The 22,826-nt window shown below is 50.7% G+C and carries 18 protein-coding genes; 14 read left to right on the top strand and 4 right to left on the bottom strand.

What is annotated here, in order from left to right:
* Window positions 1–90 precede the first annotated feature (90 nt).
* The 4 genes from BAMF_RS35840 (at window position 91) to BAMF_RS35825 (ending at window position 2,731) form a co-directional block, all read left to right on the top strand.
* Window positions 91–1,311, top strand: coding sequence for an NAD(P)/FAD-dependent oxidoreductase (locus BAMF_RS35840; protein ID WP_013353433.1), 1,221 nt, complete (start codon window positions 91–93; stop codon window positions 1,309–1,311).
* Window positions 1,312–1,484: 173 nt separating this feature from the next.
* Window positions 1,485–1,610, top strand: coding sequence for a YuiA family protein (locus tag BAMF_RS41355; protein WP_013353432.1), 126 nt, complete (start codon window positions 1,485–1,487; stop codon window positions 1,608–1,610).
* Between the two features lie 68 nt (window positions 1,611–1,678).
* Window positions 1,679–1,999 (top strand): YuiB family protein, encoded by a 321-nt coding sequence (locus BAMF_RS35830; protein WP_014470918.1) that lies wholly within the window; start codon window positions 1,679–1,681, stop codon window positions 1,997–1,999.
* 90 nt (window positions 2,000–2,089) lie between these two features.
* Window positions 2,090–2,731, top strand: a complete 642-nt coding sequence (locus BAMF_RS35825) for a 3D domain-containing protein (RefSeq protein WP_013353430.1) — start codon at window positions 2,090–2,092, stop codon at window positions 2,729–2,731.
* Between the two features lie 29 nt (window positions 2,732–2,760).
* Here BAMF_RS35825 and BAMF_RS35820 read toward each other — a convergent pair whose 3' ends face one another.
* The gene (locus tag BAMF_RS35820; protein WP_013353429.1) at window positions 2,761–3,237 is read right to left on the bottom strand and encodes a divergent PAP2 family protein; all 477 of its coding nucleotides are present in this window, start codon (window positions 3,235–3,237) and stop codon (window positions 2,761–2,763) included.
* A 148-nt stretch (window positions 3,238–3,385) separates the two neighbouring features.
* Between BAMF_RS35820 and BAMF_RS35815 the strand changes: the two genes are divergently transcribed.
* Both BAMF_RS35815 and BAMF_RS35810 read left to right on the top strand, forming a co-directional pair.
* Window positions 3,386–4,876, top strand: a complete 1,491-nt coding sequence (locus BAMF_RS35815) for a leucyl aminopeptidase (RefSeq protein ID WP_013353428.1) — start codon at window positions 3,386–3,388, stop codon at window positions 4,874–4,876.
* Between the two features lie 132 nt (window positions 4,877–5,008).
* Window positions 5,009–6,337, top strand: a complete 1,329-nt coding sequence (locus BAMF_RS35810) for a Na+/H+ antiporter NhaC family protein (RefSeq protein ID WP_013353427.1) — start codon at window positions 5,009–5,011, stop codon at window positions 6,335–6,337.
* A 48-nt stretch (window positions 6,338–6,385) separates the two neighbouring features.
* Here the strand turns inward: BAMF_RS35810 and BAMF_RS35805 are convergent, their stop codons facing one another.
* Window positions 6,386–6,979 carry a biotin transporter BioY gene (locus tag BAMF_RS35805; protein ID WP_013353426.1) on the bottom strand — a complete coding sequence of 198 codons (594 nt, stop codon included), beginning with the start codon at window positions 6,977–6,979 and terminating at the stop codon, window positions 6,386–6,388.
* A 99-nt stretch (window positions 6,980–7,078) separates the two neighbouring features.
* Between BAMF_RS35805 and BAMF_RS35800 the strand changes: the two genes are divergently transcribed.
* The 8 genes from BAMF_RS35800 to BAMF_RS35765 all read left to right on the top strand — a co-directional run bounded on the left by BAMF_RS35800 (window position 7,079) and on the right by BAMF_RS35765 (window position 20,815).
* Complete coding sequence (locus tag BAMF_RS35800; RefSeq protein ID WP_013353425.1) at window positions 7,079–7,675, top strand: sulfite oxidase-like oxidoreductase; 597 nt, start codon at window positions 7,079–7,081, stop codon at window positions 7,673–7,675.
* A 175-nt stretch (window positions 7,676–7,850) separates the two neighbouring features.
* Complete coding sequence (locus BAMF_RS35795) at window positions 7,851–8,720, top strand: alpha/beta hydrolase (protein WP_013353424.1); 870 nt, start codon at window positions 7,851–7,853, stop codon at window positions 8,718–8,720.
* Window positions 8,721–8,853: 133 nt separating this feature from the next.
* Complete coding sequence (locus BAMF_RS35790; protein WP_013353423.1) at window positions 8,854–9,639, top strand: 2,3-dihydro-2,3-dihydroxybenzoate dehydrogenase; 786 nt, start codon at window positions 8,854–8,856, stop codon at window positions 9,637–9,639.
* A 22-nt stretch (window positions 9,640–9,661) separates the two neighbouring features.
* Window positions 9,662–10,858: an isochorismate synthase DhbC gene (gene dhbC, locus BAMF_RS35785; RefSeq protein WP_013353422.1), complete on the top strand. Its 1,197-nt coding sequence runs from the start codon at window positions 9,662–9,664 to the stop codon at window positions 10,856–10,858.
* Between the two features lie 18 nt (window positions 10,859–10,876).
* Window positions 10,877–12,502 (top strand): (2,3-dihydroxybenzoyl)adenylate synthase, encoded by a 1,626-nt coding sequence (locus BAMF_RS35780; RefSeq protein WP_013353421.1) that lies wholly within the window; start codon window positions 10,877–10,879, stop codon window positions 12,500–12,502.
* Between the two features lie 17 nt (window positions 12,503–12,519).
* Window positions 12,520–13,440, top strand: a complete 921-nt coding sequence (locus tag BAMF_RS35775) for an isochorismatase (protein ID WP_013353420.1) — start codon at window positions 12,520–12,522, stop codon at window positions 13,438–13,440.
* Between the two features lie 13 nt (window positions 13,441–13,453).
* On the top strand, window positions 13,454–20,581 hold the full coding sequence (locus BAMF_RS35770; RefSeq protein WP_013353419.1) for an amino acid adenylation domain-containing protein: 7,128 nt from the start codon (window positions 13,454–13,456) through the stop codon (window positions 20,579–20,581).
* An 18-nt stretch (window positions 20,582–20,599) separates the two neighbouring features.
* On the top strand, window positions 20,600–20,815 hold the full coding sequence (locus BAMF_RS35765; RefSeq protein WP_013353418.1) for an MbtH family protein: 216 nt from the start codon (window positions 20,600–20,602) through the stop codon (window positions 20,813–20,815).
* A 45-nt stretch (window positions 20,816–20,860) separates the two neighbouring features.
* Here the strand turns inward: BAMF_RS35765 and BAMF_RS35760 are convergent, their stop codons facing one another.
* Both BAMF_RS35760 and ald read right to left on the bottom strand, forming a co-directional pair.
* Complete coding sequence (locus BAMF_RS35760) at window positions 20,861–21,538, bottom strand: YukJ family protein (protein ID WP_013353417.1); 678 nt, start codon at window positions 21,536–21,538, stop codon at window positions 20,861–20,863.
* A 118-nt stretch (window positions 21,539–21,656) separates the two neighbouring features.
* Window positions 21,657–22,787 carry an alanine dehydrogenase gene (gene ald / locus BAMF_RS35755; protein WP_013353416.1) on the bottom strand — a complete coding sequence of 377 codons (1,131 nt, stop codon included), beginning with the start codon at window positions 22,785–22,787 and terminating at the stop codon, window positions 21,657–21,659.
* Window positions 22,788–22,826 lie beyond the last annotated feature (39 nt).

Genomic DNA, 22,826 nt, shown 5'->3' with positions numbered 1-22,826 from the left:
TCATTTCATAAAATCCCGCCAATAAGCTGAAGCTAATACAAATGTTGATTTGATTATGCGTCTAACAGCAAAAAAAAGAAGGTGGATGTGATGGCATTGAATAAACCCAAAATCGTGGTTTTAGGTGCAGGTTATGGTGGATTAATGACAGTAACAAGGCTTCCGAAACATATCGGGACAAATGACGCCGACATTACTTTGGTCAATAAACACAATTATCATTATGAAACGACATGGATGCATGAAGCGAGCGCAGGAACGCTGCACCATGACCGCTGCAGATATCAAATAAAAGATGTAATCAATGAATCACGTGTCAAATTTGTGCAGGATACCGTAAAAGCGATAGATGTTCAAAATAAAAAGGTGACGCTTTCACAAGGGGACATCCCTTATGATTATCTCGTCATCGGGCTTGGCGCAGTCCCTGAAACATTCGGGATTAAAGGTTTAAAAGAATTCGCCTTTCCGATCGCAAATATTAATACGTCGCGCCAGCTGAAAGACCACATTGAGCTCCAATTTGCGACATACAATACGGAGGCCGAAAAACGCCCTGACCGTTTAACCATCGTCGTCGGCGGAGCGGGATTTACGGGAATTGAATTTCTCGGAGAACTCGCGAACCGCAAGCCGGAGTTATGCAGAAATTATGATATAGATGAAAGTCTCGTCCGGATCGTCTGCGTCGAGGCCGCACCGACGGTTTTGCCGGGATTTGATCCGGAGCTTGTCGATTATGCCGTTCAATACCTTGAGAGCAAGGGCGTTGAGTTTAAAATCGGCACCGCGGTTCAAGAATGCCGCGCTGACGGTGTCACAGTCGGCAAGAAAGATGAAGAGCCAGAGGAAATCAAATCGCAGACCGTAGTCTGGGCCGCAGGCGTGCGCGGACATCCGATCGTGGAGGAAGCGGGTTTTGAAAATATGCGCGGCCGTGTTAAGGTCAATCCTGATCTTCGGGCGCCCGGCCACGATAACGTTTTTATTCTCGGCGACAGCTCGCTCTTTATTAATGAAGAGACGGAACGGCCGTACCCGCCGACTGCTCAGATCGCGATGCAGCAAGGAGAAACAGTCGCCAAAAACCTGGGCCGTTTGATTAAAGGAGGCCAGCTTGAAGAGTTCAAGCCCGACATTAAAGGGACCGTCGCCTCTCTTGGTGAACATAACGCGGTCGGTGTCGTATACGGCAGGAAGCTCAAAGGCACGCCGGCGTCCTTTATGAAAAAGGTAATTGACAACCGCTCGTTATTTATGATTGGCGGACTCGGTCTGACATTGAAAAAAGGGAAGTTTAAATTCTTCTGAAAACCCGCGGCCGCGGGTTTTTTCTTCTCTCAAAAAAGAGCGCTGCGAAAAGCATGTAAGAGAAAAAAACGAATGTTTCCGCTTACATGAGTTGATTTGTTACATATTCTGACTTGGTGCTTGACAAGTAAATATGGTATATTATCAGAAAATTAAGAAAAAGGGTGATCCGCATGAAAACGACAGCAAAAAGCACTGCGGCATGTCCGTTCTGCTCAGGAAAAGGGTATTTTCAATTGCTTCTTGGCGGCTCCGAAACATGTCCCTCCTGCCGGGGAAGCGGCAAAGAGAGACGCTGATTTTTCCAGACGTTGACTTTTTTACCGCCCCCGAGGTACACTGAAAGTGCTGTAGGGGGTGGATGTTTGTGATTAGTTTGCCGGTCGTCCTGATCTCAATCGTACTATTTTTTGTACTGTTTTTCGGCATTGGCTTTCTGTTGAACATGCTGCTGAGAATGTCGTGGATTATGGCTGTTATCTATCCGATTGTATGCCTTTTCATTATCAGCAATAAAAAGATGATCAGTTACGTGCAGGCACCGGGGGAATCATTTCAAAGCCTGTTTCAGCGCATCATGTCATTGGCAGCCGCAGATGTCGTGATTTTGGCAGGCGGACTGGCGGGAGCCGTCATGTCAGGCATTGCCATAAAGGCGCTCAGAAAAAGAGGATATCAAATGTTTTAAGCCGCTTTCTTATTCAAGAAAGCTTTTTTTGTGTTTGTATAGCGCCTCATCGAGTTGGGAACACTGACTCGGAGGAGAGGTGATTTTAGAGTGACGATAATCAGACGCGTATTCATGATCGTGCTCTTTTTAGGCGCATGCCATGCGACATACTTTTCCATAACGGGTGTTGAAGCAAAGGATCTGTCAAATTGGATGACGGAACATCGCGGTGCCGCGTTGAAAAACATCGGTATTCCGTTTCAGTCATTACAGAATCAGCCGGAAAAGAAGGCATCAGGCAAGGTGAAACCCCTGGAAGAAGCTTTTGACTGGAACCGTTATCCGTCTCAAAAGGTGACGGCCACAGGTTATACCGCCGGAGCGGAATCTACGGGAAAATCTCCTGGGCATCCGCAATACGGAATTACATATTCAGGCGTGAAGGTCAAACGTGATTTATATTCAACGGTGGCGGCCGATCCGTCTGTTTTCCCGATCGGGACGATTCTGTTTATACCGAATTACGGATACGGGGTTGTCGCCGATACCGGTTCGAAAATTAAAGGCAGCCGCCTTGATCTCTACTTTGACACCGTAAAGGACGTCTATAACAACTGGGGTAAAAAAACACTTGAAGTCTACATCATTAAAAAAGGGAACGGCACGGTGACCGAGGACGAACTTGTAAAGCTGAACGAAACAAAGTCGCTGCAAGTGTTCAGAAACCAATACAAAACGGTAAAAGAATAAAAACGCTTCAGCATCCGCTGAAGCGTTTTTTACATAAAGAAATAATCTAAAATCAGAGTCAGCACAATACCGGTGACGCCGCCGAAGAACACTTCGATCGGCTGATGGCCGAGCAATTCTTTCAGTTTTTTCTGTTTTTCTTTCTCTTCCGCTTTCGGAAAGTCCTTCGCTTCGCTGACAAACCGGTTAAAATCGATAACCAGCTTATTAATGACCGTCGCCTGTTCACCCGCATGCCGCCTTACACCGGTAGCGTCAAACATCGTAATGACGGCGAAAATCGCGGCGACTGCAAACAGGGGGGAGTCCAGTCCCTGTTCCAAAGCGACTCCGGTTGACAGCGCGGTGACGGCGGCGGAATGGGAACTCGGCATGCCGCCGGTGCTCGTCACGAGAGTCCAGTCAAGTTTTTTGGATACGATAAATTGAATAGGCACTTTTACAACTTGGGCAAAAATAATGGCGGCAAAACTCGCCAGTAAAGGAAAATTCATAAGTACACCCATATGCGACATCCTTTCTGTATCTGCGAAGTCCGATCGTATCGAAAAACTGCAGAAAACGCCCTTAGTTTGGTAAAATAAAATCAATGGAAAAATGTTTTTTCATTATACCACTTTACATAACAAATACCCACATAAGGAGTGTGTACTCATGTTTTATGCATCTGATCAATTGCGGCATCCCGAAACACTTGTCATCGGTCTTTTTCAAAAAAGCACGCTGAGCGGATTTACGAAGGAATTGGATGATAAACTGGACGGACATCTGACACAGCTGTTAAAGGACGGTGATGTCTCTGCCAAACGCAATCGTGTATCAAAAGTATACCCTCCGGCCGCAACCGGTATGAAACGTATTTATTTTATCGGCATGGGAAGGGAAGCGGATTATTCGTTTGAAGATACGAAGGAATGCTTCGCACGCGTGTTTCAGCAGATTCATCAAGATAAGAAACAGGAAGTATCTGTTTTGCTTGATACATTCGTCTCCGGCGAAGTGCCTGCCGCCGATGCCGCTCATGCGCTTTCGGAAAGCTGTCTGCTTGCGGTTTATGAAGTGCAGGATTATAAACATAAATCAAATGAACCGGATCAGGAACTGACTTCAGTCTGCGCCGTGACCGAAGAAGACCTGAGGGAAGTGCAGGCCGGCCTGAATGTCGGCGCGGCATACGGTCAAGGGACGAATTCGGCCCGCACGCTCGTGAATATGCCGGGAAATATGCTGACGGCCACTGATCTTGCCTCATATGCCGCTGAACTTGCGGCAAAATATGATTTCGAGTGTGAAATTTTAGAAAAAGATGAAATGGAAGAGCTCGGCATGGGCGGGCTGCTTGCCGTTAACAAGGGCTCATCCGAACCGCCGAAAATGATCGTTCTGAAGTATCAGGGCAAAGATCAGTGGGAAGATGTCATCGGCCTGGTCGGCAAAGGAATTACCTTTGATACGGGCGGATATTCGATTAAACCGAAAACTGGCATCGTTGGCATGAAAAGCGATATGGGCGGGGCCGCTTCCGTACTGGGAGCAATGGAAATTATCGGCGAATTGCGGCCTGAACAAAACGTGCTTGCCGTCATTCCGTCTACGGACAACATGATTTCGTCCGATGCCATGAAGCCGGATGACGTCATCGTCTCACTCAGCGGAAAAACCATTGAAATCCTGAACACCGATGCGGAAGGGCGCCTCGTGCTTGCCGACGGCATTACATATGCCAAGCAGCACGGAGCTTCGGTCCTCGTAGACGTCGCCACATTAACGGGCGGTGTCATTGTCGCCTTAGGAAACGAAATGACGGGCGCCATGACCAATAACGCCGCGTTTTATGAACAGGTGGCAGAATCGGCGAAAGAATCCGGGGAACCGATCTGGCAGCTTCCGATAACAGAAAAGGATAAAAAACGGGTGAGAAACAGTCAGATGGCTGATTTGAACAATTCTCCCGGAAGAGAAGGCCATGCGATTATGGCGGGGACATTCCTTGGTGAATTTGCGGAAAACACCCCGTGGGTTCATCTCGATATCGCGGGAACCGCGACAGCCAATAAAGCGACATGCTTCGGACCTGCCGGCGCAACAGGCGTCATGGCAAGGACGTTGGCTGTTTTGACTGAACGGTTTACTCCAGAAAAATAACTGCAGCCCACTGCCTTGATGCAGCGGGTTGTTCATTTCTAAAATCTTTAGTTGACTAAAGCGCAGAATATATGTTAACTTTAATTATCTACTACATTAGCAAACTAAAGGATTTTTGGAGGGACATATCACATGAACGCTGTTGTTGTCGCAGTACTGCTTATGCTCGTTTTAAGCCTGCTGCGTGTCAATATAATTATAGCTTTAATGATCGGAGCGCTTGCCGGCGGACTGACCGGAGGCTTAGGCCTCGGTGAGACGGTGAAGGCATTTACGGACGGTCTCGGCGGAAATGCCACCGTCGCGGTCAGCTACGCGCTGCTCGGAGCATTTGCTGCGGCGCTGACAAAGACGGGGCTTCCCGATGCGATGGTCGAAGCGTCTGTCAAATTAATCGGAAAAAAGGAAGATTCGCGGAAAAAAGCACTGTCTAAAGTGTTAATCGTACTCATTATTTTAATCATATCTTGTTTCTCGCAAAACGTGGTGCCCGTTCACATTGCGTTTATTCCGGTACTGATTCCGCCGCTTTTAAAAATATTTAATGAATTGGAAATGGACCGCAGGCTGATTGCGTGTGTGATGACATTCGGACTGACTGCGCCGTATATTGTTCTGCCTGTCGGGTTCGGACAGATTTTCCAGGGGATGCTGAGAGATAATATGGCGTCAGCAGGTTTAAAGGTGCCGCTCAGTGATATCCCGTATGCTTTAATCATTCCGACGGCGGGGATGGCAGTCGGTTTAATTTTAGCTGTCATCGTCTTTCGGAAACCGAAGAAATATGAGACGAAGGAAATTGCGGGATTATCGTCTTCTCCTTATACGAAAAAAAGCATCGCCATCGCCCTGATCTCCATTGGCGTATCGCTTGCCGTTCAGCTCTATCTGTCTCAGGTGCTCGGAGTGGAAGGCATGATCATGGGCGCGCTTGCCGGCTTGTTTACGCTGTTTATCAGCGGAGTCATGAAGCGCAATGAAGCGGATAAGCTGATTACGGACGGCATGATTCTGATGGCCTTTATCGGGTTTGTCATGCTCGTTGCGGCCGGTTTTTCAAATGTATTGAACAAAACGGGTGATGTGGCTTCCTTGGTCAAAGCATCAACAGGATTGATCGGCAACAGCCAATCATTGGGCGCACTCCTGATGCTCGTCGTCGGTTTGTTAATCACGATGGGAATCGGATCGTCATTTGCAACCGTACCCGTCATTACGACGATATTTGTTCCGCTGTGCGCTCAGCTCGGTTTCAGCCCAATGGCGACGATCGCCGTAATCGGAGCGGCCGCTGCGGTCGGTGATGCAGGTTCTCCTGCAAGTGACAGTACGCTCGGACCGACGTCAGGCCTCAGTGCCGACGGCCAGCACCACCACATATGGGATACGTGCGTACCGACATTTATTTTCTATAACATTCCGCTTGTGATATTCGGCTGGATTGCCGCACTTGTCCTGTAAAAAAAGGCTCCCGGAAAGGGGAGCCTTTTTTGTATGTTCTAAAAATACTTACGCAGGATTTCGATTGAACCCCGTCGCTTTATGAACGGACCTGTAAACGGCAGGCGCGATAGATGCCAATAACAGTGCTAAAATGATATCTTTTATGAAAAACCAAATCATATAAAACCAGGCCATTCCGTAGCTGATCGGAGCATGAAGCCATAATTTCAGCGCAATATACGTATAGGTCGTGCCAATGATATAGATGACGGCGGTGCCGATCAAAGAGGCCCATGCATAATGCAGGCGGCCGGGTTCTTTTGTTTTTTCCAGCAGCCATCCGGCTGCAAATGCCGCCGGGATGTAGGCGAGAATAAATCCGCCGCTTTTTCCGATAAACGGCGCAAAGCCTGCTGAGAATTGAGCGAAAATAGGAGCCCCCGCGAGTCCGGCCAATGCGTATACCGTCATCGCAATGGCCGCCCGTCTTGCGCCGAGAAGCATCGCAGCTAACAGACAAAAGAAAGGCTGCAGTGATAACGGAATTCCCGCAACTTGCAAAAAGGGAGCCATTGATGTAATGTTGGCGCCGACGGCCATCAGTGCGGCAAACATGCCGATAAGCGCCATATCGCCCGCGCGAAGATTGCGTTGTTTCATTTGATTTTCCCCCTTACACTTGTACCAGATTAGCTTAATCGAAGGAAAATTAATTGTCAACACGAATTTTATATAGGTTTACTAAATGGAGGGAGCCATATGTTTTTCGGAAAAACGAAACAAACAAGGCAGTCGGATCGGATTCCGCCAAATCAAAATGTCACAACGAAGTTTCCCGTGCTTCACGCCGGAAATGTTCCTTATTATGAAGATATGTCAAAATGGAATCTGCAGGTGTACGGGCTTGTGGACCGTCCTATGCTGTTAAGCTTTGAAGATATCAAAGCCTTTCCGAAAGCCGAATTGAAAAATGACATTCATTGCGTTACGGGCTGGTCCCGACTTGATAACGTCTGGCAGGGAATACGCGCGAAAGATATCGCCGAGAAAGCGGGCGTGCATGAAGAAGCGGGTTTCGTCATTTTGCACGCTGAAGAGGGCTGGACGGCCAATCTGCCGCTTTCCGATTTTACGCGGGAGACATCCCTGCTGGCATATGCGCATAATGGAGAGCCGTTAACGCCGGAGCACGGCTATCCGCTCAGAGGCGTTTTTCCTCATCTTTATTTTTGGAAAAGCGCTAAATGGCTGCGCGGCATTCAGTTCACAAAGGAAAACCACCCCGGCTTTTGGGAGAAAAACGGCTATCATATGAGGGGAGACCCATGGAAGAATCAGCGCTTTACATGGGATTAAGCACATATCAACATATAGTTCTTAGGTACCTTATTAGAATAAGGTGCTTTTTTTATATCAAAAATCCATTGACTTTGTTTGGCAAAAAACCTATTATTTGAGGTGTCTTTTGATATTGAAAATCATTATCAATGAGAATAGATAAAGCAATTGTCACAGAGGGGATGAACTCATAATGGACGGAAATCAAACAAAGCGGGGTTCCGCGCCGGCCGGTCGATATGCGATGCCGGGCACAGAAGTAAGAGAAGTGCGTTCAAAAGGAGGCCGTACGTATCGTCTCTTTGTCTCTTTTCCTCAGGAAGAACCGCCTGCATCCGGTTTTCCCGTCATATACCTGCTCGATGCGAATTCCGTGTTCGGAACAATGGCTGAAGCTTTACGGGTGCAAAGCCGCCGGCCTGAAAAAACAGGCGTTGTCCCGGCGGTGATTGTGGGAATCGGCTATCCGACTGATCAGCCGTTTTCCGCCGAACGCCACAGTGATTTTACGATGCCGCTCTCTGAATCAGAACTGCCGGTGCATCCGCGCGGGGCGGCGTGGCCCGAGCAGGGAGGAGCGGAAGCGTTTCTGGCATTTATAGAAAAAGAAGTAAAGCCCGCGGTGGAGCGGGATTATCCGATCGACAGAGACAGGCAGACGATTTTCGGCCATTCGCTGGGCGGTCTTTTTGTGCTGCAAGTGCTTTTGACGAGGCCGGACATGTTCCGGACCTATGTTGCCGGGAGTCCGTCAATCCATTGGAACAAGCGCTTTATTCAGGAAGAAGCGGAGCGTTTGTCAGACCGGATCTCTGAGGGAAATCTTCAAGTCAGCGTACTGCTGGCAGCGGGAGAAATTGAAAAGACGCATAAAAGCAGGATTCCGCAGCACGCAGAGGCGCTGTACTCTGTATTATCTGCGTTTGAAGGTGACGGAGTCCGCGCTGAATACTGCGAGTTTGAAGGAGAAGGCCATATCTCTGTTCTGCCGGTTTTAATCAGCAGAGCCCTGCGTTTCTGCCTGAATCCGGGAGGGCCGCATACCCCGTATTCCCCTTCTTGAGAAAACAGGCCCTTCGAACTAAATGAGGCTGATTCTAATTTTCTAATTGACTGAGTGTTTTGATTTGGATATGATTGTCTTGAACCATAATTGATAATGATAATCATTATCAATAGAGAAAGGGAATGATAATATGACCGCATTGGGAATGAAAGGGAAAACGGCGGTTGTCACCGGCGCCGCTCAAGGCATCGGAGAAGCAACAGCGCTTGCCCTTGCTGAACAAGGAGTAAATGTGGCAGCTATAGATACGAATGAAGGCCTGCTTCTCGGTCTTACTGACAGGCTCCGGCAAAAAGGCGTCCAAGCGCAGGCTTTTGCCGCAGATGTATCAGACAGTGCGGCTGTCAATGATATCATCGCCGCCGTTGAACACGACATGGGCCCTATTGAAATATTGGCGAACGTTGCGGGCGTACTGCGGCCGGGTCCGGTGCATTCCCTCAGTGATGAAGATTGGGCTCAAACATTTTCAGTTAATACGACCGGCGTGTTTCATGTATCACGCGCCGTCAGCCGGTACATGATGGAGCGGAAAAAGGGCGCCATCGTTACGGTCGGTTCAAACGCGGCCGGCGTTCCGCGCGCTTCCATGGCGGCTTATGCGGCGTCAAAAGCGGCTGCCGTCATGTTTACGAAATGCCTTGGACTGGAGCTTTCGGCCTATCATATCCGCTGCAACATCGTATCTCCCGGTTCAACGGAAACCGAGATGCAGCGGGCGATGTGGCAGGATGAAAACGGAGCACGGGACGTCATCAGAGGTTCGCTTGATACATATAAAACGGGAATTCCGCTTCAAAAGCTGGCAAAGCCTTCTGATATTGCAAATGCTGTTTTGTTTCTGGCCTCTGAACAGGCAAACCATATCACGATGCATGACTTATGCGTTGATGGCGGCGCTACTTTAGGCGTGTGATTTACGAGAAGGAGGGACAAACATGACAAATCAATATTTATTGACGGAAGTATCTGCAAAAGAGGTGCTTGACGCTTACAAGCCCGGGGCGTTCTTTTTAGCTTCCCCGAAAAGTACGATGCTTGCGGAAGGAATTTTTTCAAAAGTGCCTGATGCGGGTGAGGAGAAACAGCTGGAATCGCTGCCTGAACGTGTGCGGCAGACGCTTCTTGAGGCAAAGCAGGCCGGCATCAAACATCCGATTGCGGCTGGCGCCATTCCGTTTGACGGAAGAAAAGCTTCCCGGCTTTTTGTACCGAAGGATGTCCATACGGCAGGCCCGCTTTCGTTTACAGAAGCTTCCGCAGAAAAACCGCAATCCAATACATATGACATCCGGCCTGTTCCGGAGCCTGAGGGCTTCATGAGCGGTGTGGAAAAAGGCGTTTTAAGCATTACGGACGGACCGCTCAGCAAGATTGTGCTGTCAAGGACGCTTCATCTGACCGCTGAAAAGGATATAGACATTCCCCAAGCCGTCAAGCATTTGGCGCAGCACAACCCGCGCGGCTATACATTCGCTGCGGATGTGACGGGAACGTCAGAAACAAGAAAAACGCTTTTCGGAGCAAGTCCTGAACTGCTGCTGTCGAAAAGCGGGACATCAATTTTGTCCAATCCGCTGGCTGGTTCCAGACCGCGCAGCACAGATCCCGCCGAGGATCAGAGAAGAGCGGAGGAACTGCTGCAATCACCCAAAGACCTGCATGAACATGCCGTAGTCGTTGCCGCCGTTGCCGCTGCTCTTAAACCGTTCTGCCGCGTGCTTGATGTGCCGGAAAAACCGTCACTCATTAAAACCGAGGCGATGTGGCACCTGTCAACCGAAGTCAAGGGAGAACTTGCTGATCCGTCAACGACATCGCTTGAATTGGCCATCGCTCTTCATCCGACTCCCGCTGTATGCGGAACGCCGACGGATGCGGCGAGAGAAGCGATTCAGGATATTGAGCCGTTTGACCGCAATTTCTACACGGGAATGGCAGGCTGGTGTGATGCTGAAGGTGATGGAGAGTGGATTATTGCACTCCGCTGCGCCGAGGCGGAAACAAGGTCTCTCAGGCTCTTTGCGGGTGCCGGGATTGTCACCGGATCAAAGCCGCAGGATGAATTGGACGAGACTTCGGCAAAATTCCGCACAATGCTCCGGGCGATGGGGCTATATCAAGATGAGATGTGAAAAAGGAGGATACGGATCGTGCTGACAGGATTTACGCCATGGCCGGAAGAATGGGCTGACAAATACCGCAAAGAAGGCTGCTGGAAGGGTGAAACTTTCGGAGGAATTCTGAAGGAGCGCGCGGCTTTATATGGAAATCAAACTGCCGTGACGTATAAAGATGTACATTGGACCTATAAAGAATTAGATGAAAGGGCCGATCGTTTAGCGGCGGGACTGCACAAGCTCGGGATTCAAAAGGAAGACCGCGTTGTTGTTCAGCTGCCGAATATCGCTGAGTTTTTTGAAGTGATTTTCGCGCTGTTCCGGCTCGGAGCGCTCCCCGTCTTCGCACTGCCTTCTCATAGAAGCAGTGAGATTACGTATTTCTGCGAGTTTGCAGAGGCGAAAGCATACATCATTCCTGATACGCATTCAGGCTTTGATTACAGAGAGCTTGCCAGACAGGTGAAAGATAAACTTCCGGCTTTGGCGCATGTCATTGTGGCCGGCGAGGCTGAAGAGTTTCTGGAACTGAGCAGCCTGCACAGAGAGCCTGTTCAGCTGGAAGACGTAAGCCCGGCGGAAGTCGCTTTTTTACAGCTTTCAGGAGGCAGTACGGGGCTGTCCAAGCTGATTCCGAGGACACATGATGATTACATATACAGCTTGCGCCTCAGCGCGGAAATATGCGGCTTGGATCATCACAGCGTTTATTTAGCCGCTTTGCCGACAGCGCATAATTATCCGCTCAGCTCACCCGGTGTGCTGGGAACTTTATATGCCGGGGGCCGGGTTGTTCTGTCACCGACGCCGAGTCCGGATGACTGCTTCCCGTTAATTGAAAAAGAACGTGTCACGATTACGGCGCTCGTCCCGCCGCTTGCCATGGTGTGGATGGAAGCATCCGGATCGCGAAGTGATGATTTATCAAGCCTTCAAGTGCTGCAGGTGGGAGGCGCCAAATTCAGCGCTGAAGCGGCCCGCCGCGTGAAGAGCGCTTTCGGATGCACCCTTCAGCAGGTTTTCGGAATGGCGGAAGGATTAGTGAATTATACGAGACTGGATGATCCTGAGGAGATTATTATCAATACGCAAGGCAGACCGATGTCACCATTTGATGAAGTGAGGGTTTTAGACGATGACGGGCGGAATGTGGCTCCCGGCGAAACCGGACATTTGTTTACACGCGGTCCTTACACGATTCACGGATATTATAAAGCGCCTGAGCATAATGCGAGATCTTTCACAGCCGACGGCTTTTATCAGACCGGCGATATCGTCAAACTGACGGAAGACGGTTATATTGTCGTCGAAGGACGGGCGAAAGATCAAATCAATCGGGGAGGCGAAAAGATTGCTGCTGAAGAGGTGGAAAATCACCTTCTTGCCCACCCTGCCGTTCATGATGCGGCCATGGTATCAATGCCGGATGATTTTCTCGGAGAGCGGTCCTGTGTGTTCGTCATTCCGAAAGGAGAAGCGCCGAAACCGGGAGAGCTGAAAGCATTTTTGCGTGAGCGCGGACTGGCGGCCTATAAAATTCCCGACCGGATTGAATTTACCGCTTCTTTCCCGAAAACCGGCGTCGGCAAGGTCAGCAAAAAGGACCTTCGCGAAACGATCGCCCAAAAATTGAAGCCTGCTGAAATCAAACAATCTTAAAAAAGGAAGTGTTTACATTGGCTATACCGGCTATTCCCGCATATGCGCTGCCGACAGCGTCAGATATGCCTGAAAATAAAGTATCGTGGACTCTGAACCCGAACCGCGCGGTGCTTTTAATCCATGACATGCAGAATTATTTCGTCGATGCGTTTACGAAAGGGGAGGCTCCGATCACGGAGGCGGCTCAGAATATCAAAAAAATAAAAGAGCAATGCAAAGCGCTCGGAATTCCGGTGGTGTACACCGCGCAGCCTGGCAGCCAAGACCTGGCGGACCGTGCGCTGCTGACGGATTTTTGGGGGCCGGGACTCAAAAGCGGGCCTTATGAGGAAAAGATCATTCCGGAACTTGCCCCTGATGATCAGGACATTGTCCTCACAAAGTGGAGATACAGCGCGTTTAAACGGACGAATCTCCTTGACATCATGCGTGAAAGCGGCAGGGACCAGCTCATGATTACGGGAATTTATGCACACATCGGCTGCCTCGTCACAGCCTGTGAAGCATTTATGGATGATATCCAAAGCTTCTTTATCGGAGACGCCGTTGCTGATTTTTCTTCAGAAAAACATAAGATGGCCATCGAATATGCGTCCCAGCGCTGTGCTTACACGGCTTTGACAAACGAAGTGCTGGAGCTCTTGGCAGGCTCTGCTGACGGAGAAGAGAAGACTTCAGCCGCATTGACAAAAGAACGGATGAGGGAGCAAATTGCGGCGATTCTTCAAGAATCACCGTCTGATATTCTGGATCAGGAAGACCTGCTGGATAGAGGCCTTGACTCTGTCAGAATCATGAGCCTTGTCGAACAATGGCGCCGTGACGGAGCTGAAGTGACGTTTGTGGAACTGGCGGAGAATCCGACGCTGGAAGAGTGGTGGAGACTGCTTTCTTCCCGATCTCAAAAAGTCTTGCCGAACGCAGATTATTTATAAGGGAGAGAATAGAATGCATGAAACACAACAGCTGCCTCTGACAGGCGCACAGGCCGGTATCTGGTTTGCGCAGCAGCTTGATCCTGATAATCCGATTTACAATACAGGCGAGTACGTTGAGATTAACGGCACAATTGATGTGAACATATTTAAAACGGCTGTTGAGCGCGTGCTGACGGAAGCCGCGTCATTACACGCCCGCTTCACAGAAGGAACTGACGGGCCGAGACAGATCATCAATCCTTCTTGTGAGGTGGCAATCGATGTCATGGATGTGAGCGCAGAACCTGATCCGATGCAGGCCGCTCTCAGAATCATGCAGTCGGATTTGGCTGAGCCCGTTGATATGGCGGCTGGGCCTTTGTTCCGCGACATTTTATTCGAAGCCGGGCCGGAACGCTTTTTCTGGTATCAGCGCATTCACCACATTGCGATAGACGGCTACGGTTTTTCACTGCTGGCACGGCGTACGGCGCAATTATACACCGCGATACGGGAGGGACGTCCGGATAACGGGCGCTCCTTCGGTTCTTTGGAGGAGCTGGTAAAAGAAGATCAAGAGTACCGAGCGTCTGATCAATTTCTGAAAGATCGGGAATTTTGGATGGAGAAATTTGCGGATGAACCTGATGTCGTCAGCTTGGCAGAAAGAGCGCCGAGAACGTCAACAAGTTTTCGGAGGAGCACGGCTTATCTTTCTGAAACGGTTTTACAGCATGTAAAAGCGATTCCAAACTGGCACGAGGCCGTAACGGCCGCAGTGGCGATATACGTCCACCGGATGACAAACGCCGGGGATATCGTGCTCGGTTTACCGATGATGGGACGAATTGGTTCGATTTCACTGAATATTCCGAGTATGACGATGAATCTTCTGCCTTTACGGCTTTCTCTCCGCCCGGATATGAATGTTCACGAGACCGTCAGCCAAGTGGCAAAAGAAATCCGAAGCATCCGGCGCCATCAGAAATACCGCCATGAAGACCTGCGCCGTGACCTTAAATTGTTAGGAGAAAACCGCAGGCTGTTCGGCCCGCAAGTCAATGTGATGCCGTTTGATTATGCGCTTGATTTCGCCGGAGTGCCGGGCACCGTCCATAACTTATCAGCGGGGCCCGTTGATGATTTGTCAATTAACGTTTACGACAGAGCGGACGGCCGCGGATTGCGTGTGGACTTTGATGCGAATCCGGAAGTCTACAGTGCCAAAGATATCGAAAACCATCAAAAACGCTTCTTGCTGCTGCTGGAGTCGGCTCTGAAAGACCAGACGCAAAAAATCGGCAGACTCAATCTTCTGCTTGAAAACGAACGTCTCCGCGTGCTGGAAAGCTGGAATGACACGCGCAAGGCCGAAAAGCAGAAAAGTCTCCCGGAGCTGTTTCATGATCAGGCTGCAAAAACACCTGACAGCCCGGCAATCATCACGGAAAACGGAGAGCTCAGCTATGCCGAATTGAACAGGCGCGCGAACCAGCTTGCCCGCATGTTAAAGAAAAAAGGGCTCGGGCCGGAACAATTTGCCGCCTTATTGCTTCCTCGGTCACAGGAACTGGTTGTGAGCATGCTGGCCGTTTTGAAAACAGGAGCCGCGTACCTGCCGCTTGATCCTGATTTTCCTTCTGAGCGGATCACATACATGCTCAAAGATGCACAGCCCGCCTGTCTGATTACAACGATGGAATTATCGGGCCGTATGCCGGAGGAAAGCGATGCACAAACGATTATTCTTGATCACCCGGATACGGTAAAAACCGTTGCCGGTCAAAATGCTGACTGTCCTGCTCACATGGAATATTCACCTATGCACCCTGCTTATATCATTTATACCTCAGGCTCAACGGGCAGACCGAAAGGCGTTGTCGTCACATTAAAAAGCGTAAGCAATTTCCTCCTATCCATGTGGGAAATGTTCCCGCTCGGCGCACAAGACCGCCTGCTTGCCGTTACGACTGCTGCGTTTGATATTTCCGGACTTGAGCTCTTCCTTCCGCTTATCAGCGGGGCGGGCTGCGTCATTGCCCGTAAAGAGACGATTCAGGAACCGCAGGCGCTTGCACACATGATTCACTCATACGGTATTTCAATCATGCAGGCAACGCCGACACTGTGGCATTCATTGGTCACAAATGAACCGGATTCACTCCGGGCGCTGCAGGTGCTTGTCGGAGGTGAAGCGCTTCCGAATGCGCTTATGCATGCTCTGCTTGAATTGGACTGTACGGTGACGAATCTGTACGGGCCGACTGAAACAACAATCTGGTCGGCAGCACAGCCGCTTGCAAAAGGCCATAAAGGGGCGCCTCCGATTGGAACGCCGATTTGGAACACGCGGGTATACGTGCTGGACGCCGCATTGCAGCTCGTCCCGCCGGGGGTTGCGGGCGAGCTTTATATCGCGGGCGAAGGACTTGCCAGAGGATATTATAACCGGCCTGATTTAACAGCCGAGAGGTTCATTGCCGATCCGTACGGGTCAGCAGGTGCGAGGATGTACAGGACGGGAGATCTTGTGCGCTGGCGTAAGGACGGCTCTCTTGATTATATCAGCAGAGCCGATCATCAAATTAAAATTCGCGGCTTCCGGATAGAATTAGGAGAAATTGAGACGGTGCTGTCGAACTATCCGGGTATTTTGCAGGCCGCTGTCATTGTCCGTGAAGATCAGCCGGGAGACAAGCGGCTGGCGGCTTATGCTGTCGCGGATCATCCCCTTGATATCGGCGGGCTCCGTGCATTTATGGGCGAAAGCCTGCCGGATTATATGGTGCCGGGCGCGTTTGTACAGCTGGAAGAATTGCCGCTGACACCGAATAAGAAGCTCGATCGCAGCGCTCTGCCTGCGCCGGATTTTTCCGCCGTTCTGTCTGACAGAGGGCCGCGGACGCCGCAGGAAGAAATATTATGCGATCTGTTTGCCGAGGTTCTCGGCCTCGCTCGGGTCGGAATTGATGACGGATTCTTTGAACTGGGCGGACATTCACTCTTAGCCGGACGCCTGATGAGCCGGATTCGGGAGACGATGGGCGCAGAGCTCGGCATTGGCCGCCTGTTTGATACACCGACCGTTACCGGGCTCGCCGCGCAGCTTGACACCGCAAAGAGTGCGCGCCCTAAGCTCAAGCCTTTTGACCGGCCGGAGCACATCCCGCTGTCATTTGCGCAGCTGCGTTTGTGGTTCCTTTACTGCCTTGAAGGTCCGAGCCCGACTTACAACATTCCGGTGATTGTCCGCATGTCAGGAAACCTTAACCAGTCAGCGCTGAAACACGCTTTTTACGATGTTGTCAGCCGTCATGAAAGCCTGCGCACCGTTTTTCCGGAAAATAAGGGATCATCTCATCAGCTCATTTTACCCGCTGAAGAAGCCCGGCCTGCGTTTACAGTGACACATGCAGACAAAAGTGAGCTTCAAGACATGATTGCCGCTGCAGCACGCTACCGGTTTGATTTGGCAAAAGAGCCGGCCGTCCGGGCTGAGCTGTTTGATCTTGGTGACGGTGAGTATACGCTGATGGTTCTCCTGCATCACATCGCAGGTGACGGCTGGTCCTTGAATCCGCTCATGCGTGACTTATCCGCAGCCTATACCGCCCGTCAAACAGGCGAAAAAGCAGAATGGACACCCCTGCCGATTCAATACGCGGATTATGCGCTCTGGCAGCAGCAGCTTTTAGGCAGTGTGTCTGATTCTGAGAGCTTAATAGCACGGCAGCTTGATTTTTGGAAGAAAACGCTTGAACATGTGCCGGATCAGCTGGAGCTGCCGTCTGATTTTCCGCGTCCCGCCGAATCAAGCTACAGAGGCGGCGTCATTCCGGTCAAAATCGGTCAGGAGCTTCACAGCCGTCTCCTCTCGCTAGCCAGAAATCAGCGCGTCAGTCTGTTTATGGTGCTTCAATCAGGGCTTTCGGCGCTGCTGACCCGGCTCGGGGCAGGAACCGATATTCCGATCGGCAGTCCGATAGCCGGCCGCAGTGATGACGCATTGGGCGATCTTGTGGGCATGTTCATCAATACACTGGTACTGAGAACCGATACCTCAGGCGATCCAAGCTTTAGTGAGCTTCTTGAGAGGGTGCGGGAGATGAATCTCGCGGCATATGAAAATCAGGACGTGCCGTTTGAACGTCTCGTGGAAGAATTGAATCCGGTTCGTTCCCGCTCAAGACATCCGCTGTTCCAAGTGATGCTCGCATTCCAAAATACGCCTGATCCTGTGCTCAGCCTTCCGGAAATGGAAACAAGCCTGCAAATCAGCAGCGTCGGAGCGTCCAAGTTTGATTTGACACTTGAATTGGCTGAACGGCGCCATGACGACGGCACGCCTGCCGGTATTGAAGGCCTGCTGGAATTCAGCACGGACTTATTTAAAAAAGAAACGGCTGAGGCACTTGCGGGACGTCTGCTTCTTCTGCTCGAAGATGCTGCGGCGGACCCGGATAAGCCGATCGGAAGCTTAACCATTCTTTCCGATGAAGAGCGCCGAAAGCTGTTGCCGGTTAAACGGACTGCACAGCACATTCAGCCTCAGCAGACACTGCCTGAACTGTTTGAAATACAGGCCGCTGAAAAACCTGATGAAACGGCAGCAGTATTTGAAGAGCGCCGACTCACTTACAAAGAGCTGAATCAAAGGGCTAATCAGCTTGCGCATATGATGATTGCCCGCGGCGTCGGCCCGGAGCAGTTTGTCGCGCTGGCTCTGCCTCGCTCTTTAGATATGATTGTCGGGCTGTTAGCCGTCCTGAAGACGGGAGCCGCGTATTTGCCGCTTGATCCTGATTATCCGGCGGACCGCATCGCTTTTATGTTACATGATGCCAAGCCCGTATATATGCTCACCAACCGTGAAGGCTCAAGTAAGCTCTCTGTCGGAAGCGGTATGCCCGCCTTCATCTTAGATGACCCGCAGAATAAAAAAATACTTGAGCAATATGCCGTCACGAACCCTGCGGATGCCGACCGGCTTTGTCCGCTGTCGCCGCTTCACCCGGCATACGTCATTTACACGTCGGGATCGACCGGTGTGCCGAAAGGCGTCATCATTCCGCACAGCAATGTCATCCGGCTGTTTGAGTCGACGCAGCACTGGTATCACTTCGATTCTGATGATGTATGGACGATGTTTCACTCTTACGCGTTCGATTTTTCTGTCTGGGAAATTTGGGGGCCGTTGCTTCACGGCGGACGTCTCGTCGTCGTGCCGCATGACACCAGCAGATCTCCGGAAGCGTTTCTGCATCTCCTCGTAAAAGAGCGAGTGACCGTGCTTAATCAAACGCCGTCAGCATTTTACCAGCTGATGCATGCGGAAAAAGAAAACAAAGAGCTGGGGCGTCAGCTCGCACTCAGATATATCATCTTCGGCGGCGAGGCGCTTGAGCTGAGCCGGCTTGAGGACTGGTACAGACGCCACCCGGATAATAAACCCGTGCTCGTGAATATGTACGGCATTACGGAAACGACGGTGCACGTCAGTTATCTTGAATTAGATAAAAACATTGCCGAACTGAAGGCAAACAGCCTCATCGGCTGCGGTATTCCTGACCTGAACGTATATGTGCTTGATGATCGGCTGGAGCCTGTGCCTCCGGGCATAACGGGCGAAATGTATGTTGCCGGAGGTGGCGTGGCCCGCGGTTACTTAGGGCGTCAAAGCCTGACCGCGGAACGCTTTGTGGCTGATCCGTACGGCCCGCCGGGAACAAGGATGTACAGGACGGGGGACTTAGCCCGTCTGCGGCCGGACGGTTCGCTTGATTATATGGGCAGGGCGGACCACCAGATTAAAATCCGCGGGTTCCGAATTGAACTGGGCGAAATCGAAGCGGTTCTCGTCAAACATCCGGGTGTCGAGGACGCTGCCGTGGTCGTTCGTGAAGATCTGCCGGGAGATAAACGGCTCGCCGCTTACCTTGTCCTTTCTGATCTCAGTACCTTGGATACGGGGGACATGCGCCGGTTTGCCGGAGAAAGCCTGCCGGATTACATGGTGCCGTCGGCTTTTGTCCAAATGGATGAACTGCCGCTGACCCCGAATGGCAAGCTTGACCGAAAAGCGCTCCCTGCGCCTGACTTCCAAATGGAGGTCTCCGGCCGGGGGCCGAGAACCCCGCAGGAAGAAATACTGTGTGAACTGTTCGCAGAGGTGCTTCACCTCCCGCGTGTCGGTATTGATGACAGGTTCTTTGATTTAGGCGGCCATTCTTTACTTGCGGTTCATTTAATGAGCCGTATTCGGGAAGCGACGGGGGCTGAGCTGAGTATCGGAACATTATTCGAAGCTCCTACTGTGGCAAGCCTTGCTGAAAGGCTTGAGACGGGCACGGGCACAAGCGCGCTTGATGTTCTGCTTCCGCTCAGAACGGCGGGAGAAGAAACACCGCTCTTCTGTGTCCATCCGGCCGGGGGTCTCAGCTGGTGTTATGCCGGGCTGATGTCTTCTTTAGAAGCTGATTATCCGATTTACGGCTTACAGGCGAGAGGCATCGGGAAAAAAGAAGCGCTTCCGCAAAGCTTAGATGACATGGCGGCGGATTATATTGAAAAAATCCGCACCGTGCAGCCGAAAGGGCCGTACCGTCTGCTGGGCTGGTCACTCGGAGGAAATGTCATTCAGGCCATGGCGACACAATTACAGAGCCGGGGCGAAGAGGTTTCCCTCTTGGTGATGCTTGATGCGTACCCGAATCATTTTCTTCCGATAAAAAATGCGCCTGATGATGAGGAAGCCGTCATTGCCCTGCTTGCCCTTGGAGGGTACGACCCGGACAGCCTCGGGGATCAGCCGCTTGATTTTGATACCGCGCTGACCATTCTCCGCCGTGAGGGAAGCGCATTAGCCAGCCTGGATGAGTCAGTGATGATGAATTTGAAAGACACATACGTTAATTCTGTCGGTCTGTTAGGAACATACAAGCCGAAGCCGTTCCATGGAGATGTTCTGTTCTTCAGATCCGCGATTATTCCCGAGTGGTTTGACCCCATTGAACCGGATACTTGGAAACCGTATATTACGGGGAAAATCGAGCGGTATGACTTAGACTGCCGCCATAAAGATATGTGCCAGCCGGGCCCGCTTGCCGAAATCGGCGCGATTCTGGCGGAGAAATTAAACGGACGGCGTACAGTCCGGTAAAGAAAGGAATGAGCTGATATGACAAATCCATTTGAACGGGAAGACGGCTTATATCATGTGCTCGTCAATGCTGAAGGCCAGTACTCGCTGTGGCCGGCCTATCTGGATGTGCCGGACGGGTGGGAAACCCGCCTGACAAATGAAAACCGTTCCGTTTGTCTCGAATATATTGAAACAAACTGGCGTGACATGAGGCCTGAAAGCCTGAAACGGGCTGAACCCGCTAAGATGTAATAAAAAAAAGCCTGCCGTTGATTCGGCAGGCTTTTTATGCGGAAATCAGCTGTTAAGCTGTGTGTGATCACAAAATTTATAAGGGTGGCCTTCTTCATTCGTGCACCATGACTGAGACAGAAAAGCCAAAAAGACCGCGGCCCACTGGTCTGCAAACTGGATTAAAATACCGCCGTCATGCCACGTTCCGTTATCCTTCTTCCAGCGTGTATCAATTGGATTTCCCTGATTCATATGAATATTATGCATGCCGTTTGTCGGTTTGAACCCGAAAATCTTATCAGCGTCCTGCTCCGGCCCGAATTTAGAGCCGTAAATATAGACGGTGGCTTTTTCTGTTTTTGCTTTTTGCATATACGTTTCAATAAAATCATTTAAGTCATTATCCGGACCGGTGACTTCATGCGGGAGCGGCACCATGTTCCGGGGATCAAACAATCCGCCGCGGACGTAATCCAGCGCCAGCTCACGGCTGGTTTCATCAATTGGGGTGTATCCATACGGTATGTTGGGCAGCAGGGTGATCGCGCTTGCGTCAAAATGATCGCGCGCCGCATACAGAACCTCTGATTCTTTTGAACTTGACATGACATTGATCGCACAGCGATAGTGCGTATCAGGCTCGCCTAGCACCTCGACTTGAAAATGCGGAGAATCATCATCTGTTTCCCTTCTCATATCTAACACAGTGCCTTTTAATACACCATAGTGCTGAACAGCCATATGAATCCTCCTTTTTCTTCCGGGATATGAATTGATATTCGAGATCGGAGGCCGTTTTTCCTTTTACGAGAAAGAAAAAAAGGACAGCCTGCTGATCAGGCCGTCCTCTTCATATCTATTAAGCTTTTGCAGCTGAACCTCGCATCGCTTTTTCAGCAGGCACATAGTCATAGCCTAAGTCTTTGGCTACCGCTTCATACGTGACGTGTCCGTTAGCCGTATTCAGGCCGGCTTTAAGCGCCGGGCTGTCTGCAATGGCTTTTGCCGCGCCTTTATTGGCGATTTCAAGCGCGTAAGGAACGGTCACATTCGTTAATGCGAGCGTAGATGTACGCGGTACGGCGCCAGGCATATTGGCGACAGCATAATGAACGACGCCGTGTTTTTCATAAGTCGGATTATCGTGTGTTGTAATATGATCAACGGTTTCCACAATGCCGCCCTGATCGATGGCAACATCAACAATGACGGAACCCGGTTTCATTTGTTTAACCATTTCTTCCGTAACGAGGGTCGGCGCTTTGGCTCCCGGGATGAGCACGGCACAGATCAGAAGATCCGCTTCCGCGACGGAGTCTGCAATATTTACAGGGTTTGAGATCAATGTTTTAATCTGATGCCCGAAAATATCATCAAGCTGACGCAGGCGGTCTGCGTTCAAGTCGATCATCGTCACATCGGCACCGAGTCCGACAGCCATTTTCGCGGCATTTGTTCCGACGCCGCCTCCTCCGATGATCGTGACTTTTCCGCGGGATACACCCGGTACGCCGGCTAATAAAATTCCTTTTCCGCCCTTTGGTTTTTCAAGGAACTGAGCTCCGATTTGAGCGGCCATTCTGCCGGCCACTTCAGACATCGGCGTAAGCAGCGGAAGTGAACGTCCGTCCGTTACCGTTTCGTACGCAATAGCTGTCACGCCTTTTTCTGTAAGCGCTTTAGCTAATTCCGGCTCTGCGGCTAAATGAAGGTAAGTGAATAAGATCAGGCCTTGACGGAAATACGCATACTCCTCAGCCAGCGGTTCTTTTACCTTCATGACCATTTCTGCATCCCAAACTTGCTTTCTGTCCTCCAGAATTTCCGCGCCTGCGGATACATAATCTTCATTTGTAAAGCCGCTTCCGAGTCCTGCTCCGGATTCCACAAGAACCCGATGGCCGTTTCCGATAAGCTGTGAAACGCCTCCAGGTGTTAATGACACTCGATTTTCATTGTTTTTGATTTCCTTTGGAACCCCGATAATCATGTCTGTTTCCCCCAATGTTTGTGTGATGCTTCAAGTGTA

Source organism: Bacillus amyloliquefaciens DSM 7 = ATCC 23350 (genome assembly GCF_000196735.1).
GTDB lineage: Bacteria > Bacillota > Bacilli > Bacillales > Bacillaceae > Bacillus > Bacillus amyloliquefaciens.
Note: the sequence above shows the minus strand (reverse complement) of the source record. Positions and strands in the feature narration are given on the sequence as shown.

Excerpts from the sequence above, each read along its gene's own strand:
- BAMF_RS35840 (WP_013353433.1), top strand. The coding sequence starts at position 91 with ATGGCATTGAATAAACCCAAAATCGTGGTTTTAGGTGCAGGTTATGGT.
- BAMF_RS41355 (WP_013353432.1), top strand. The coding sequence starts at position 1,485 with ATGAAAACGACAGCAAAAAGCACTGCGGCATGTCCGTTCTGCTCAGGA.
- BAMF_RS35820 (WP_013353429.1), bottom strand. The coding sequence starts at position 3,237 with ATGGGTGTACTTATGAATTTTCCTTTACTGGCGAGTTTTGCCGCCATT.
- BAMF_RS35815 (WP_013353428.1), top strand. The coding sequence starts at position 3,386 with ATGTTTTATGCATCTGATCAATTGCGGCATCCCGAAACACTTGTCATC.
- BAMF_RS35810 (WP_013353427.1), top strand. The coding sequence starts at position 5,009 with ATGAACGCTGTTGTTGTCGCAGTACTGCTTATGCTCGTTTTAAGCCTG.
- BAMF_RS35805 (WP_013353426.1), bottom strand. The coding sequence starts at position 6,979 with ATGAAACAACGCAATCTTCGCGCGGGCGATATGGCGCTTATCGGCATG.
- BAMF_RS35800 (WP_013353425.1), top strand. The coding sequence starts at position 7,079 with ATGTTTTTCGGAAAAACGAAACAAACAAGGCAGTCGGATCGGATTCCG.
- BAMF_RS35795 (WP_013353424.1), top strand. The coding sequence starts at position 7,851 with ATGGACGGAAATCAAACAAAGCGGGGTTCCGCGCCGGCCGGTCGATAT.
- BAMF_RS35790 (WP_013353423.1), top strand. The coding sequence starts at position 8,854 with ATGACCGCATTGGGAATGAAAGGGAAAACGGCGGTTGTCACCGGCGCC.
- dhbC (WP_013353422.1), top strand. The coding sequence starts at position 9,662 with ATGACAAATCAATATTTATTGACGGAAGTATCTGCAAAAGAGGTGCTT.
- BAMF_RS35770 (WP_013353419.1), top strand. The coding sequence starts at position 13,454 with ATGCATGAAACACAACAGCTGCCTCTGACAGGCGCACAGGCCGGTATC.
- BAMF_RS35765 (WP_013353418.1), top strand. The coding sequence starts at position 20,600 with ATGACAAATCCATTTGAACGGGAAGACGGCTTATATCATGTGCTCGTC.
- BAMF_RS35760 (WP_013353417.1), bottom strand. The coding sequence starts at position 21,538 with ATGGCTGTTCAGCACTATGGTGTATTAAAAGGCACTGTGTTAGATATG.
- ald (WP_013353416.1), bottom strand. The coding sequence starts at position 22,787 with ATGATTATCGGGGTTCCAAAGGAAATCAAAAACAATGAAAATCGAGTG.